Raw genomic sequence first — 14121 nt, 5'->3', positions numbered from 1 at the left:
AGGCTGAGACCTGATGCCGAGCCGATTGTGGTGAAGTGGATGATCCTATGCTGTCGAGAAAAGCCTCTAGCGAGTTTCATGGCGGCCCGTACCCTAAACCGACTCAGGTGGTCAGGTAGAGAATACCGAGGCGTTCGGGTGAACTATGGTTAAGGAACTCGGCAAAATGCCCCCGTAACTTCGGGAGAAGGGGGGCCACGCCTGGTGATCGGACTTGCTCCGTGAGCTGGGGGTGGCCGCAGAGACCAGCGAGAAGCGACTGTTTACTAAAAACACAGGTCCGTGCGAAGCCGTAAGGCGATGTATACGGACTGACGCCTGCCCGGTGCTGGAACGTTAAGGGGACCGGTTAGTGACCTTTCGGGGTTGCGAAGCTGAGAACTTAAGCGCCAGTAAACGGCGGTGGTAACTATAACCATCCTAAGGTAGCGAAATTCCTTGTCGGGTAAGTTCCGACCTGCACGAATGGCGTAACGACTTCTCGACTGTCTCAACCATAGGCCCGGTGAAATTGCACTACGAGTAAAGATGCTCGTTTCGCGCAGCAGGACGGAAAGACCCCGGGACCTTTACTACAGTTTGATATTGGTGTTCGGTTCGGCTTGTGTAGGATAGGTGGGAGACTGTGAAGCCGTGACGCCAGTCATGGTGGAGTCGCCGTTGAAATACCACTCTGGTCGTGCTGGATGTCTAACCTCGGTCCGTGATCCGGATCAGGGACAGTGTCTGATGGGTAGTTTAACTGGGGCGGTTGCCTCCCAAAGGGTAACGGAGGCGCCCAAAGGTTCCCTCAGCCTGGTTGGCAATCAGGTGTTGAGTGTAAGTGCACAAGGGAGCTTGACTGTGAGACCGACGGGTCGAGCAGGGACGAAAGTCGGGACTAGTGATCCGGCGGTGGCTTGTGGAAGCGCCGTCGCTCAACGGATAAAAGGTACCCCGGGGATAACAGGCTGATCTTCCCCAAGAGTCCATATCGACGGGATGGTTTGGCACCTCGATGTCGGCTCGTCGCATCCTGGGGCTGGAGTCGGTCCCAAGGGTTGGGCTGTTCGCCCATTAAAGCGGTACGCGAGCTGGGTTTAGAACGTCGTGAGACAGTTCGGTCCCTATCCGCTGCGCGCGCAGGAATATTGAGAAGGGCTGTCCCTAGTACGAGAGGACCGGGACGGACGAACCTCTGGTGTGCCAGTTGTCCTGCCAAGGGCATGGCTGGTTGGCTACGTTCGGGAGGGATAACCGCTGAAAGCATCTAAGCGGGAAGCCTGCTTCGAGATGAGTATTCCCACCCACTTGATGGGGTAAGGCTCCCAGTAGACGACTGGGTTGATAGGCCGGATGTGGAAGCCTCGTAAGGGGTGGAGCTGACCGGTACTAATAGGCCGAGGGCTTGTCCTCAGTTGCTCGCGTCCACTGTGTTAGTTCTGAAGCAACGAACTCCCGTGCCGGTTGAGTTCGTGAACTTCATAGAGTTTCGGTGGTCATAGCGTTAGGGAAACGCCCGGTTACATTCCGAACCCGGAAGCTAAGCCTTTCAGCGCCGATGGTACTGCAGGGGGGACCCTGTGGGAGAGTAGGACACCGCCGAACAATCATTGTGGGAAAGCCCCGCACCATCTGGTGCGGGGCTTTTCTGCGTTCACCCTCCTTTTTCCCACCGCCTTTTCAGGCCGGCGCGACGAGCTGGGTGTCGTACGCCAGGATGACCGCCTGGACGCGGTCGCGGGCGCCCGTCTTGGCGAGGATGCGGCTCACGTGGGTCTTCACCGTGGATTCCGCGAGGTGGAGGCGGGTGGCGATCTCGGTGTTCGTCCAGCCCTGGCCGATGACCGTGAGGATCTCGCGTTCCCGCTCCGTCAGGGCGGTGAGGCGGGGGTCCTCCGGGCCGTCGGGCTCCTCCGCGGGGGTCTGCCGCGGCAGGTGGTGGATGTAGGCGTCCAGGAGGCGGCGGGTGAGGCTCGGGGCGACGACCGCGTCGCCGGCGGCCACCGCACGGATGCCGGCGAGGAGTTCCTCCGGCTGGGCGTCCTTCACCAGGAAGCCGCTGGCGCCGGCGCGCAGCCCGTCGTACGCGTACTCGTCCAGGTCGAAGGTGGTGACGATCAGGATGCGGGAGCGGGCTCCCGTGGCGATGATGCGGCGGGTCGCCTCGATGCCGTCCAGGCCCGGCATCCTGATGTCCATCAGGACGACGTCGGGGCGGAGGGAGTCGACCAGGCGGATCGCCTCGGCGCCGTTCGGCGCCTCGCCGACGACGGTCATGTCGTCCTGGCTCTCCAGCAGGATGCGGAAGCCGAAGCGCTGCATCGGCTGGTCGTCCGCGATGAGAACGGTCGTCACGAGGGGAGACCTTCCGGGATTCGGGGGGTGGTTCGGTCAGAGGTCAGAGGGCAGAGGTCAGAGGGCGGTGTGGAGGGGGATGCGGAGCCGGACGGACCAGCCGCCGGCCGGCAGCGGGCCGCAGTCGAGTGTGCCGTCGTAGAGGGCCGCGCGCTCGCGCATTCCGGTGAGGCCCTGGCCCTGGCCCCTCGGGGCGCGGGCGGCGCCCGTTCCCGTGTCCGTGACCTCCGCCCGTACCTCCCCGGGGGCGTACGTGAGGAGCACGGTCGCCTTCGCGTCGGGGCCCGCGTGCTTGAGGGTGTTCGTCAGGGCCTCCTGCACCACCCGGTAGACCGTCAGCTGGGCGCCGGGAGAGAGGGGTTGGGCGGGAGGCTCGGCGCGGGTGTCGAGCCGGACCGGCAGGCCCGCCTCGCGTACGCCGGTGAGCAGGGCGTCCAGGTCCGCCAGGGTCGGCTGGGGGTTCCGTACCGCCTCCTGCTCGTCGTCGCGCAGGACGCCCAGGAGGCGGCGGAGGTCGGCGAGGGCCTCGCGGCTCGTCGTGCCGATGGCGTCGAGGGCCTGGGCGGCGCGCTCGGGGTTCTTGGCCGCCGCGTACCGGCCGCCGTCCGCGAGGCCGGTGATGACCGAGAGGTTGTGGCCGATGATGTCGTGCATCTCGCGGGCGATGCGGGTCCGTTCGGCCGCCGCGGCGAGCCGGACCTCCTGGTCGCGCTCGGTCTCCAGGCGGCGGGCCCGGTCGACGAGGCCCGCCGTGTAGTCCTTGCGGGAGCGGACCGTGATGCCGAGGAGGGCGACGAGCGCGTACGCCCACAGGGCGGGGACCACCCGCTGGTCCCAGTTCCCCGGGGCGAAGCGGACCGCCCCCGTCACCAGGGGCGGCAGGAGCAGGGCGAGGGCCCACAGGAGCGCGCGGGGCGGGCGGAGCAGCGCGATGTGGAAGACCGGGAGCAGCTGGAGGTACGAGGCCTGGAGGAAGGCGCCCGAGGCGTCGCTGAGGAGCGCCGCGCCCGCCATCACGGCCAGGGCGGGCACGGGGTGGCGGCGGCGCCAGTACAGCGGCACGGTCAGGGCCAGGCTGAGGGCGGTCACGAACCAGGCCGGCAGGGTCGGGTCCGGGGCGGTGTTCCGCCAGCCGCCCGCCGCGTCCACGAGCGCGGCCACCACCCAGCAGGACGTCACCGCCGTGTCCCACGGCCAGGGGTGGCGGGCGTCGAAGGCGCGTACGCGCGTGAGGAGACGGTGGACGTGGCGGCTGAGGCCCGTGTCCGTGGTTCCGCTCGGCTGTTCTTCCGTCTCCGTCGTCACGTCGTCATCTTCCTCATACGTCCCGGCGCTTGAGCAACAGGGCGGGGACGGCCAGGGCGGCGGACGCCCACAGGAGCAGGGCCGGGAGGGCGGCGCCGGGGGAGGCCGCGCCCGGGATCGGGGTCGAGGAGCCGAGGGCGCCGGCCGCCTGGGTGGGGAAGTACCGGACGGCCGTGTCCACCGCCTCGTACGGGAGCGTTCCGAGGATCTCGGGGACGATCAGGACCCCGCCGACGAAGGCGCCAATCGCGCCCGGCACCGAGCGGAGGACGCGGGCCGGGGTGATGGCGGGTGCGGTGGGTGTCGTGGGTGTCGTGGGTGTTGTGGGTGCCTCGGTGGTCGGGGTGGTCATGCGGTGGCTCCCTGGGGATCGGCCCTGTACTCGACGGCGTCGCGGGTGAGGTCCATGAACGCCTGCTCCAAGGAGGCCTTCCGCGGGGTGGGTTCGTGGAGGGGCACGGCGTGGGCGGCGGCCGTGCGGCCGATGCCGGGTGCGTCGAGGCCGGTGACGAGGAGGGTGTCCGGGGCCTCGGCGGTGATCCGGGCGGTGGCGGGGAGCAGGGGTCCGCAGCCGGTCCGCCTCGGGGGTGACGACCCTGACGGAGGCGCCGCCGGAGGTCCGTACGAGCTCGTCGACCGTGGTGTCGGCGAGGAGCCGGCCCCTGCCGATGACGATCAGGTGGTCGGCGGTGAGGCCGGTGAGGGCGAGGACCCGCTCCACGCGCGCGCGGGGATGCCGTGGGTGTGGGCGAGGGCCATGAGGTGGTGGTGGGCGGATCGGCTCGGGTGCGCGGAGCGGGCTTCGAGGAGGGCGCCGACGCGGGTGAGCGGGGCGCGGTGGCGGTCGTAGGGGCGTCCGTCGACGGTGGCGCGGCCGCGGGTCGGGGCGTCGAGGCCGAGGATCATGCGGAGGGTGGTGGACTTTCCGGCGCCGTTGGGACCGAGGAAGCCGGTGACGGTGCCGGGCCGGACGGTGAAGCCGAGGTCCTGGACGACGGTTCTGTCCCCGTACCGCTTGGTGAGGTTCTCTGCTCGGATCATGCCTCCGACGCTAGGAGGCGGGGAGGGGCGGGGCGTCGGACCGGGGTGGTGTGCGGGAGCCAGGCGTAGTACCGGGGTACGACGCGCGGGAACGCGGGGTGGGAGGGGCGCGGCGTGCGGGTGGGGGCGTGCGGCTTCGGAAATGCCTTGTCAGGGGCGTGCGTCCGTCGTCAGGATCTGGGCCATGGACCATCTGATACGTGTCATCCGCGCCGACGAGTGGGAGAAGGCCCGCGAGATCCGTCTCGCCGCCCTCCGGGATCCGGTCGCGCACCTGGCGTTCCTCGATACCTACGAGGCGGCCGTCGAGCGGCCCGACTCCTTCTGGCGCGAGCGGGCGGAGGACTCGTCCGAGAGCGGTGCCGGGAGGGTGCGGCAGTTCGTGGCCGAGGGGCCGGACGGCTCCTGGGCGGGCACGATCACGCTGCTCGTGGAGCGGCCCTCGGACGAGGTGCGGTTCGGCGAGCCGGCGAAGGTGGACCAGACGCACGTCGTGGGGGTGTACGTGCGTCCCGGGGCGCGCGGGACGGGCGTGATCGACGCGCTGTTCCGGGCGGGCGTGGAGTGGTCCTGGTCGCTGGCGGAGCCGGTGGTCGAGCGGGTGCGGCTGTACGTGCACGAGGAGAACGCGCGGGCGGCGGCCTTCTACCGGCGGTTCGGGTTCGCGCCGACGGGCGAGCGGGTGGCGGTGCCGGGGAGCGGATCGGCGGAAGAGGTGGAGTACGCGTTGGAGCGGCCCGTCTCCTGAACCGGCTCTAACCCCGTGGCACCAGCGTGTCGTTCGGCCAGCGGGTCCTGGCCTGTTCGCGGGAGCGCATCAGGGCCAGGGCGGGCAGGCCCCGGCCTTCGCCGTCGGCCAGGAGGGCCGGGAGCGCGGGGAACGGGGCGACGGCGGCGACGTCGTCGAGCACCAGGGTGAGTGGTGGGACGAGCCGACCGTCGGATGACCGTGCGGCCATGCGGCGGCCGTGCTCGACCACGCTTGCGGCGAGCGCCGTCAGGAGCGGCATCGCGCCGGGGTGGGTGCGGGGGTCCTCGATCGATTCACCCACCACGTAGAGGGTGCCCCCTTCGGGGAGGAAAGATGCCAGGGCCAGCGAATCCGTTCGATTCGGGGTGCAGGCCTCCCTGATGTGGACCGTGGAGAGGGCCGAGAACGCACGGGCCGTCAGTTCCTGCGCCAGACGGCGGCTTTCGGGGTGCGCGGTCAGGGCGGATTCGAGCAGTCCGGCCAGGCCCGACACGGCCCTGGGGTGGCTGCGGAGGATCCGTACGGGTTCGTGGGCGTCGGAGCCCTGGGCCCAGCGGTGCACCTGCCGGAAGGGGCGCCCGTCGACGGCCGCCGCGTGCAGCCAGCAGCGCAGGAGCGTTTCCGCGGTGTCGGCGGTCGCCGCGTCGAGCCGGGAGTGCGGGCGGACCGGGGCGAGCAGGGCGGCGGCCCTGGCCTGGGCGGTCTCCGCGTCCTCGCAGTCCTCGGCGGGCGACCAGTGGAGCCGGCCCGGGGTGTCGCAGAGGTGCCCGGGGTCGTAGACGAGGACCGGGCCGAGCTTGCCGCGCGCGTCCTTGGTCTCCGACCAGACGGCGGGGTCGGAGGTGACGACGAGGACCGGGCCCTCGGCGTCCCGCACCGCCCGGACGGCGGCGGGGCGGCGGACCTCGGGCGGGCCGAAGAGGGTGCCGGGGGCCCCTGCGGGGGCCGGGTGCCCGGGGGCGGCGGGGCGGGGCTGCGGGGGGATCTGCGGCTCGGCCGGGGGGAGGGGAGGCCTCGGGGTCTCCCGTACGGGGCCCAGGGGGGTGGGGACGGGTTCCCTGGTGTGCTGCTCGGGTGGGGCGGTGGGGGTCGGAGCCGGTTCCGGTTCCGGGTGCGGGTGCGCGGGGGCGTGATCCCGTACGAGAAGCGGGTCTTCGTCCCGTACGGGGTGCCGGGGCGCGTTCCGTCGGGCCTCGGGGTCCTTCCGTACGGCCTCATAGCTCTCCCGTACGGCCTCACGGCCCTCCCGTACCGGCTCCCGTACGGTGTCCCCCGGCTGCGTCCCGTACGCGCCCGCCTTCCGTTGGGCGCGGACCGCGCGCCAGCGGGTCACCGTGCCCAGGACGAAGACCGCGAGGACGAGGAGGATCATCGCCTCGCCGATCAGGAGGCCCCAGAAGAGGCCGTACCCCGAGAGCTGGTCCGGCGGGGCGGCCGGCCAGGCCGCCGGGAGGTCCGTCGGGGCCGTCGCCAGGGAGCGCAGGGCCGGCGGCGTGCCGGTGAAGGCGACGCTGTCCGGCCAGGACCCGTGGGCGAACAGGCCCGCCAGGCCGGTCGCCGTCCACACCAGGACCGTGAGGCAGAGGAGGAGGGCGAACAGGCTGAGCAGCAGCCCGTCCGAGATCCCTCCTCCCTTCCGTGCCGTTTCCATCCGTGCCGCCTATGCCACCGTCGACTGCGAGGAGCCGTTCATCTGCTGCTCGATGAGGATCGCCCGCTGTTCCGTCTCCCATTCCAGGTCCTGGTCGGTGACCGAGGACTCCGTCATGGCGCGGTCGGTGTAGACGAGCGGGCGTTCCTTCTCGGTGATGAGGTGTTTGACCACCTGCACGTTGCCGTTGACGTCCCAGACCGCGATGCCGGGGGTGAGGGTCGGGATGATCTCGACCGCCCAGCGGGGCAGGCCGAGGACCCGGCCGGTGTTGCGCGCCTCGTCGGCCTTCTGGGCGTAGATGGTCCTGGTCGAGGCCATCTTGAGGATCGCCGCCGCCTCCTTGGCCGCCGCTCCGTCGACGACGTCGGAGAGGTGGTGGACGACCGCGACGAAGGACAGGCCGAGGCGCCGGCCGAACTTCAGGAGGCGCTGGAAGAGCTGGGCCACGAAGGGGCTGTTGATGATGTGCCAGGCCTCCTCGACCAGGAAGATGCGCTTCTTCCGGTCGGGGCGGATCCAGGTGTGTTCCAGCCAGACGCCGACGATCGCCATGAGGATCGGCATGGCGATGGAGTTGCGGTCGATGTGGGAGAGGTCGAAGACGATCAGGGGCGCGTCGAGGTCGATGCCGACGGTCGTCGGGCCGTCGAACATGCCGCGCAGGTCGCCGTCGACCAGGCGGTCCAGGACGAGGGCGACGTCCAGGCCCCAGGCCCGTACGTCGTCTATGGCGACGTTCATCGCCTCGGCGGACTCGGCCTTGGGGTGGCGGAGCTGCTCGACGATGTCGGTGAGGATCGGCTGGCGGTCGGTGACGTGGTGGGTCACGTACGCGTGGGCGACCTTGAGCGCGAAGCCGGAGCGCTCGTCGAGGCCGTGGCCCATCGCCACCTCGATGATGGTGCGCAGCAGCGCGAGCTGGCCCGTGGTGGTGATCGACGGGTCGAGCGGGTTGAGGCGGATCCCGGCGTCGTTGGCGACCATCGGGTCCAGGCGGATGGGGGTTATCCCCAGCTCCTGGGCGATCAGGTTCCACTCGCCGACGCCGTCCTCGCCCTGGGCGTCGAGGACGACGACCTGCCGGTCCCGGAAGCGGAGCTGGCGGAGCACGTACGTCTTCTCCAGGGCCGACTTGCCGTTGCCGGACTCGCCGAGGACCAGCCAGTGGGGGGCGGGGAGCTGCTGCCCGTACAGCTGGAAGGGGTCGTAGATGTAGCCCTTGCCGCTGTAGACCTCGCGGCCGATGATGACGCCGGAGTCGCCGAGGCCGGGGGCCGCGGTCGGCAGGTAGACGGCCTGGGCCTGTCCGGTGGAGGTGCGGACGGGCAGGCGGGTCGTCTCCACCTTCCCGAAGAGGAAGGAGGTGAAGGCGTCGGTGAGGACGGACAGCGGATCTCGCATGGGTCTGTGCCCCTTCGGCCCTAGCGGCGGATGCCGGTCGCGAACGGCAAGGTGTTCACAAAGGCCCGGTGGTGCTCGCGGTCGCACCACTCCAGCTTCAGGTACGACTTGCCGGCGGAGGCCCTGATCGTGCGCTTGTCCCGGGCGAGGGCCTCGGGGGAACGCGACGACACCGTGATGTACCCGACGAGGTTCACTCCGGCAGCGCCGCTGGCGAGATCTTCACCCCGCTGGTCGAGCCGGCCGTGGGCGGCGATGTCGCGCGGGTCGACCGTGCGGTTCATCTTGGCGGCGCGGCTGGCGTCGGCCTCGTCGTTGGTCTTCTCGGTGAGCATGCGCTCGATGGCGACCTCGGTGGGCTCCAGGTCCATGGTGACGGCGACCGTGCGGATGACGTCGGGGGTGTGGACGAGGAGCGGGGCGAGGAAGTTGACGCCGACGGGGGTCATCGGCCACTCCTTGACCCAGGCGGTGGCGTGGCACCAGGGGGCGCGGGTGGAGGACTCGCGGGTCTTGGCCTGGAGGTACGTCGGTTCCATCGCGTCCAGCTCGGCCGGCCAGGCGTTTCGTTTCGTCATGGCCTGGATGTGGTCGATGGGGTGGTCCGGGTCGTACATGGAGTGCACGAGGGAGGCGAGCCGGGACTGGCCGAGGGGCTGGCGGACGCGGATGTCGGCCTCGGCGAGGCGGGCGCAGATGTCGGTGAGCTCGCGGGCCATGACGACGGCGAGGCCGGCGTCGCGGTCGAGGCGGCGGGCGCCGGAGGCGTGGCGGGCGGCGCGGGCCATGGCGTTGGCCTCGGCGGCGAGTTCGCGGGTGTAGTGCATGCAGGCGACGAGGTAGGCGCGGTGCTGCTCGCTGGAGGTGGAGACCATGGACTGGAGCTGGTCGTAGGACTCCTGGAGCCACGGGGGCGCGTGCGGGTCGCCGCGCTGGCCGACGTCCTTGGCGTGGGCGTCGGGGTCGGCGGGGAGGGTGCGGGCCAGCATCTGGAGGCGGGTGACGAAGCCGTCGCCGTTGGCGACGTGCTTGAGGAGGGTGCCGAAGCGGTCGACGAGGGCCTCCTGGTCCTCGCTGTCGCGCAGGCCGACGCCGGGGCCCTCGATCTCGATGGCGGCGGTGACGGTGCGGCGGTCGGCGTGGAGGAGGACGGCGATCTCGTCGGGGCCGAAGGGGGCGGCGAGCCAGCCGACGCGGCCGATGCCGGGGGGCGGTCCGACCTCGACCTCGCGCCCGTCGAGGCGGGTGCCGGCCTCGACGACGGAGGAGCGGTAGGCGGTGCCGCGCTTGAGCATGCGCTTGTAGCTGCGGTTGATCTCGAACCACTTGTAGAAGGTGCGGCCCTTGTACGGGAGGTACACGGCGGCGATCGCGAGCATGGGCAGGCCCGCGAGGAGGGCGATCCGCAGGGGGAGGAGGGGGACGAGGAGTCCGCTCATCATGCCGAGGAAGGCGCCGACGATGATCAGGGCGATCTCGCCGGTCTCGCGGTTCTTGCCGACGATCGCGTTCGGCCGGGCGCGGCCGACGAGATACGTGCGGCGGGGCGCGACCGGCTGGGACTGGGTCGTCAACGCCCTGCACCTCCAGAGTTCTTGCGGTTGCTGTGCGGGGTTCCGGCGGTGGGGCTGCTGCTGCGGGGGGCCGGGGGCGGTGTCGCGCCTCCGCCGCCGGCGCCGCCGCGGCTGCTGTGGGCGGCCATGCCGCCGGAGAGCTGGTTGGCGGGGCGGGGGGCCGCGGACCGGCCGCCGTCGCCGCCTCCGCCGTCGCCGCGGGAGCTGTGGGTCTTGATGCCCTGGGAGACGAGGGAGGCGGGGGAGGAGATGACGGCGGCGGCGGTGTTCTCTCCCGCGCGGTGGAGGCGGTTGTTGCGGGAGGCGGCGATCTCGTCGCCGAAGCCGGGGACGAAGCGGTAGATCATCGCGGAGGCGAAGATGGCGAGCAGGATGATCGCGAGGCCGGAGACGACGGCGGAGAAGGAGTCCGGGCCGGTGCCGGAGGAGAGGGCGCCGGCGAGGCCGAGGACGATGACGATGACCGGCTTGACCATGATGATCGCGATCATGATGCCGGCCCAGCGGCGGACGTGGCCCCACATGTTCTTGTCGACGAGGCCGGAGTAGACGACGACGCCGAGGAGGGCGCCGACGTACAGCATGACGGCGCGGAGGAAGAGCTCCAGGTAGAGGACGCCGGCGGCGATCACGGTCACCAGGGACACGATGATCAGCATGATGGGGCCGCCGCCGATGCTGTCGCCCTTCTGGAGGGCCTCCTTGAAGCTGCCGAAGAAGACGTCGGTCTGCTGTCCGGTGCCGGAGGCGATGACCTCGGTGACGGCGTCGGTGGCGTTGACGACGGTGTAGAGGATCAGGGGGGTGAAGGCGGAGGCGAGGACCGTCAGCCAGAGGAAGCCGATGGCTTCGGAGAGCGCGGTGGTGAGGGGGACGCCGCGGATGGCGCGCTTGGCGACGGCGAGGAGCCAGAGGAGGAGGGTGAGGACGGTGGAGGCGGCGAAGACGACGGCGTAGCGGCCGAGGAACTCCATGTTGGTGAAGTCCACGTCGGCGGTCTCTTTGACGGCCTTGGAGAGGTAGTCGAGGGTGGCGGTGGCGGCGTCGGCGAAGCCTCGGGAGAGGGAGGTGAGGGGGTCGAGGGCCGTGGTGGGGTCGGTGAGCGGGTCCTGCCCGCCTCCGCCGCCGGTCTGCCCCCTCTCGCAGTGCTCCCTGGCCTGTCCCGTGAGGAGGTCGCACCCCCTGCCGCCGGCACTGGGGGAAGGCGTGGGCGTCGGCGTGGCCGTGGGCGTCGACGGCGGCGTGGGATCCGCGAAGGCCCGGCCGGCGAAGAGGACGGCGGCCGTCTGGACCGCGCCGAACGCGGTGACGATCCCGGCGCTGCGGACGAGGGGCTTACCGGGCATAAGTGAAGCCTCCGAACTGACCGACGGCGTCCGCCATGTCCTGGGCGCCGGAAGCCCGCTGGTCGCGGGCGACGGGCACGGGTCCGTCCTTCTGGGTGGTCTTGGTGACCTTCCAGTCGCCGTCGGCCCACCGCAGTTCGAACGTGTCGGTGTACCAGGCCTCGGAGACGGGGTTCTCGGAGGCCTCGCCCGCGAGGCCGAACAGGGTCGAGTACCAGACCGAGACCGTCGCCCGGTCCGGTCCGTAGCTCTCCGTCTTGGACCCCACGGGGACGACCCGGGAGATGAACGTCATGCCCGGCGGGGCCGTGCCGTCGGGCCGGAGGCCGATGCGGGTCAGGAGCTCCTGGGAGCCGTAGGCCTTGTCGAGGTCGTCCCTGCGGGCGGCCGCGGCGTCGGGCGTGTAGACCGTGGTGACGATCTCGTCGCGTCCGGCGGTGGTGAACATCGCCGCCGACCCCAGCGCCACCGCGTAGTTCGTCGCCGCGCTCTGGGCCCCCTGTTCGTCGCGGGCGTAGCCCGTGGGGATCGGGCCGTTCCTGCCCGTGACCGGGGGGACGCCCGTCGCCGCCGTGGGGGCCGTCTTGCCCGGGGTGCCCGCGCGGGGGGCCGACGGGTCCGCCGGGTCGCCCCCGCCGCGGTTGGCGAGCGCGATGGCGCCGACGAGGAGGACCACCACGCCCACGACCGTGACGAGGGAGCGGGAGCTGCGGACGGGGCGGCGGCCGGCGCCGTACACGTCGCCGCTGTTGCCCTCGGGCAGGCGGGTCCGGGTCTGGCCCGAGCCGCCCACGCCGCCGAAGCTGTCGTGCTCGTCGCCGGGACTCATGCCGGGTACGCCCCCTCACTCGTTCGCGGGTACGGCCGTGCTTCAACAGGACTGGGCATCAGGTTCAGGTGGGCAATCTCGGGGGACGGGTCCGACGGGACGTCAGACGGCCATCCCGTACACGATGGTGAAGAGCGTCCCCAGCGAGCCGATGATGAAGACGCCGGTCAGGCCGGCCACGATCAGGCCCTTGCCCTGTTCCGCGCTGAACGTGTCGCGGAGGGCGGTCGCGCCGATGCGCTGCTTGGCCGCGCCCCAGATGGCGATGCCCAGGCAGAGCAGGATGGCCACGGCCATCACGACCTCGATCATCACCTTGGCTTCGTTGCCCAGGCTCCCGAAGGGCCCCCAGTTCGGGGCGATTCCACCGATAATGGTGGTGATGTCGCCCTTGTTGGCCGCCAGGTACATGTAACTCACCGCCCCTGTATGGGTTGTTGGCCGCCCCTCCCGGACGGCACGGGTCATCGCCCTATCTTCGCTGATGAAACCGCTCGCGTGTGACTGCTTGGCGGCTCTCTTTACCCGATCCCCGCACACTTGACCGGTCTGACCGTCTTGACCTGCGGTGGTGTGACCGGTTTCCGTGTGAAGAAGCGTATGGTCACTCTGTGTATCACGGAGGGTGACTCCGGGCAATGATCGTCGTTGTTCCACTCTTGGGGCGTCTGACGGGCGGGCGCACGCGCGGCGCGCGTGACGAGGTCGTCGCGCACCGTCCCCAGAGAGGCCGTCGCCGCCTAGACTGACCCGTCGGGGCGTACTGCCATGGGCCGAGGGGTGGTTGACGGTGCGTAGGGCGGGCCGTAGGGCGGGCAGGGCGTGGCTGGTGGCCGGCGGGGCCTTCGGGGTCTGTCTCGCCTTCGTGGCCATGCTCGTCGTCGGCACGTACTCCGCGGCCTCGGGCCTCGCCGCCGGCGCGGGCAGCGGGAAGAACGGCACCGTGGGGCTCGCCAAGGGCGCCGTCCCGGCCCTCTACCAGGGGCTCGTGCAGCGGTGGGGGAACCTCTGCCCCGCCATCAACCCGGCGCTGCTCGCCGCGCAGCTCTACCAGGAGAGCGGCTGGAACCCGCGGGCCGTCTCCCCGGCCGACGCCCGGGGCATCGCCCAGTTCATCCCCGGCACCTGGGCCGGCCACGGCATCGACGGCGACGGCGACGGGGACCGGGACATCTGGGACCCGAAGGACGCGATCCCGTCGGCCGCCTCGTACGACTGCGAGCTCGCCGAGTACGTGAGGAACGTGCCCGGGGACCCGACGACCAACATGCTGGCCGCGTACAACGCGGGCGCGTACCGGGTGATCCGGCACGGCGGCGTGCCGCCCTTCAGCGAGACCCGGAACTACGTCCGCATCATCAAGTCCCTGGAGAGGAGCTTCGCCCGGCCCCTCGGCCGCGTCGACCCGTCCCGGCAGGCCGCGGGGGCGATCCACTACGCGCAGCAGAAGCTCGGCACCCTCTATCTCTGGGGCGGTACGGGCACGGCCGCGCAGAACGGCCGGTTCGACTGCTCCGGGCTCACCCAGGCCGCGTACGACAGCGTCGGGATCCGGCTGCCGCGCGTCGCCAACGACCAGTACAACGCCGGGCCGCACCCCTCGCGCGAGGAGCTGCTCCCCGGGGACCTGGTCTTCTTCTCGGACGACCTGACCGATTCGCGGGCCATCCGGCACGTCGGCGTCTACGTCGGCGGCGGCTACATGATCAACGCGCCGCGGACCGGGGCGGTGATCCGCTTCGACCGGATCGACACCCCGGACTACTTCGGTGCCACCCGGGTCACCCCGGAGGGCGCCGCCGCCCTGCCCACGCACCCGCCGCAGACGTAGGGAGGCGTTCGGGGCGTACGGGACATGGCCGGAACTCTCCGTCATGCACAGG

10 protein-coding genes, 2 rRNA genes and 2 pseudogenes (1 of these 14 running past the window's edge) are annotated in these 14121 nt (G+C 70.9%); 4 read left to right on the top strand and 10 right to left on the bottom strand.

All coding sequences use genetic code 11. The features are described 5' to 3' along the window. Together ACWGSR_RS20910 and rrf are read left to right on the top strand one after the other, a co-directional pair. Nucleotides 1-1395: ribosomal RNA gene (locus ACWGSR_RS20910) — 23S ribosomal RNA — on the top strand; it begins 1374 nt to the left of the window's first position. A gap of 75 nt (nucleotides 1396-1470) precedes the next feature. After that, a 5S ribosomal RNA gene (rrf, locus tag ACWGSR_RS20905) occupies nucleotides 1471-1587 on the top strand. Between the two features lie 75 nt (nucleotides 1588-1662). On the opposite strand, the gene ACWGSR_RS20900 is transcribed toward rrf, so the two are convergent. The 4 genes and pseudogenes from ACWGSR_RS20900 to ACWGSR_RS20885 form a co-directional block, all read right to left on the bottom strand. Continuing rightward, on the bottom strand, nucleotides 1663-2337 hold the full coding sequence (locus tag ACWGSR_RS20900; RefSeq protein WP_376237230.1) for a response regulator: 675 nt from the start codon (nucleotides 2335-2337) through the stop codon (nucleotides 1663-1665). A gap of 57 nt (nucleotides 2338-2394) precedes the next feature. After that, nucleotides 2395-3642: a sensor histidine kinase gene (locus ACWGSR_RS20895; protein ID WP_453568100.1), complete on the bottom strand. Its 1248-nt coding sequence runs from the start codon at nucleotides 3640-3642 to the stop codon at nucleotides 2395-2397. 13 nt (nucleotides 3643-3655) lie between these two features. Next, nucleotides 3656-3913, bottom strand: a pseudogene (locus ACWGSR_RS20890) (ABC transporter permease); the annotation flags it as partial. Nucleotides 3914-3990: 77 nt separating this feature from the next. After that, nucleotides 3991-4683 (bottom strand): annotated as a pseudogene (locus tag ACWGSR_RS20885) (ATP-binding cassette domain-containing protein). Between the two features lie 184 nt (nucleotides 4684-4867). On the opposite strand from ACWGSR_RS20885, the gene ACWGSR_RS20880 reads away from it, so the two are divergent. Continuing rightward, a complete protein-coding gene (locus tag ACWGSR_RS20880; protein WP_453568098.1) occupies nucleotides 4868-5431 on the top strand; it encodes a GNAT family N-acetyltransferase in 564 nt (187 codons plus the stop codon). Nucleotides 5432-5438: 7 nt separating this feature from the next. Here ACWGSR_RS20880 and ACWGSR_RS20875 read toward each other — a convergent pair whose 3' ends face one another. The 6 genes from ACWGSR_RS20875 to ACWGSR_RS20850 all read right to left on the bottom strand — a co-directional run bounded on the left by ACWGSR_RS20875 (nucleotide 5439) and on the right by ACWGSR_RS20850 (nucleotide 12649). Then, nucleotides 5439-7085 (bottom strand): type VI secretion protein, encoded by a 1647-nt coding sequence (locus ACWGSR_RS20875; RefSeq protein ID WP_453568096.1) that lies wholly within the window; start codon nucleotides 7083-7085, stop codon nucleotides 5439-5441. Between the two features lie 9 nt (nucleotides 7086-7094). Then, the gene (locus tag ACWGSR_RS20870) at nucleotides 7095-8489 is read right to left on the bottom strand and encodes an ATP-binding protein (RefSeq protein ID WP_376237219.1); all 1395 of its coding nucleotides are present in this window, start codon (nucleotides 8487-8489) and stop codon (nucleotides 7095-7097) included. Nucleotides 8490-8509: 20 nt separating this feature from the next. Further along, nucleotides 8510-10063, bottom strand: a complete 1554-nt coding sequence (locus tag ACWGSR_RS20865; RefSeq protein ID WP_376237216.1) for an SCO6880 family protein — start codon at nucleotides 10061-10063, stop codon at nucleotides 8510-8512. After that, entirely contained in the window at nucleotides 10060-11409 is a 1350-nt protein-coding gene (locus tag ACWGSR_RS20860; protein WP_453568094.1) for a hypothetical protein, read from the bottom strand. Before ACWGSR_RS20860 ends, ACWGSR_RS20865 begins: the two co-directional genes overlap by 4 nt. Further along, on the bottom strand, nucleotides 11399-12238 hold the full coding sequence (locus tag ACWGSR_RS20855) for a hypothetical protein (protein WP_453568092.1): 840 nt from the start codon (nucleotides 12236-12238) through the stop codon (nucleotides 11399-11401). Before ACWGSR_RS20855 ends, ACWGSR_RS20860 begins: the two co-directional genes overlap by 11 nt. A 102-nt stretch (nucleotides 12239-12340) precedes the next feature. After that, nucleotides 12341-12649 carry a hypothetical protein gene (locus tag ACWGSR_RS20850; RefSeq protein WP_351972632.1) on the bottom strand — a complete coding sequence of 103 codons (309 nt, stop codon included), beginning with the start codon at nucleotides 12647-12649 and terminating at the stop codon, nucleotides 12341-12343. A gap of 460 nt (nucleotides 12650-13109) precedes the next feature. On the opposite strand from ACWGSR_RS20850, the gene ACWGSR_RS20845 reads away from it, so the two are divergent. Beyond that, nucleotides 13110-14069 carry a C40 family peptidase gene (locus tag ACWGSR_RS20845; RefSeq protein ID WP_376237238.1) on the top strand — a complete coding sequence of 320 codons (960 nt, stop codon included), beginning with the start codon at nucleotides 13110-13112 and terminating at the stop codon, nucleotides 14067-14069. The last annotated feature ends 52 nt before the right edge of the window (nucleotides 14070-14121 follow it).

This window comes from Streptomyces sp. NPDC055632 (genome assembly GCF_053618675.1).
Note: the sequence above shows the minus strand (reverse complement) of the source record. Positions and strands in the feature narration are given on the sequence as shown.